A 1028-nucleotide genomic window follows, 5' to 3' on the forward strand; every position below is an offset into this window, starting at 1 on the left:
TTTATCCAGAAGTTTTATGCTGATATGTAAAAGACTATCCATGATCCTGTGCAACTGCACTTTAATCTAAACCCATCACCAGGGCATCATGGTCAATACACGTTGGCCATTTATGTAATAGCTCATCAGCATCAAAACCTTCTCAGGGGGCAGAGTCAGCTCTTTAGTTGTTCCATTGAGATGAGTTATGCAAGTGATATCCTCTGTATAAACCTTAGTCTTTTTATCATAAAACCCAAAAATTCCACCAACTAGCCGAACATCACGAGACCATCCCGAATTCTGTGTAACTGCCGTTTAGATTAAATGCTTGCTGATACGATCATCAAACATAATCATAAAGCGATTAAGGGCAGACGTCCAGTTACGGATTGGCATCGACCACTTTTTAGAGGCCTGCTGGGTTGCCAGATATACTACCTTGAATGCTGCCTGATCAGAGGGAAACACCTTACGCTTATTCACCGCCGTTCGAATCACACTGTTTAGCGACTCTATCGCATTGGTGGTATAGATCACTCTTCTGATGTCTTTAGGATAACCAAAGAACACCGTTAAGCCCTCCCAGTTATTGCGCCAAGACTTGATGACATGCGGGTACTCTTTGCCCCATACTTCATCAAAGTGCTCAAGGTTGGCCTCTGCCATCTCAAGCGTATCAGCACCGTAGATGGCCTTTAAATCAGCCGCTATTGCCTTCTTATCTGCCCAAGGTACAAACTTCATCGAATAGCGCACCATATGCACAATACACAGCTGAACCTGAGCGTTGGGGTAGACGGTGTTAATGGCATCAGGGAAGCCTTTTAGGCCGTCTACACAGGCAATAAGAATATCTTGTACTCCACGGTTTTGTAGTTCAGTGAGAACGCCCAGCCAGAACTTGGCGCCCTCATTCTCTGATAGCCACATACCAAGCAGCTCTTTTTTACCATCAAGAGCAACGCCTAAGGCCAGATAGATAGCTTTGTTGATGATCTGCTTGTCCTGACGAACTTTGACGACAATGCAGTCTAAGTAGACGATAG

The 1028-nt window shown here is 44.6% G+C and carries 1 protein-coding gene; it reads right to left on the bottom strand.

The window, feature by feature from the left end; all coding sequences use genetic code 11:
- Nucleotides 1-297: 297 nt before the first annotated feature.
- On the bottom strand, nucleotides 298-1028 hold a 731-nt coding region (locus ACS8FC_RS15055; protein WP_439297365.1), incomplete at its 5' end, for an IS256 family transposase.

This window comes from Psychrobacter sp. 1Y4, assembly GCF_051847555.1.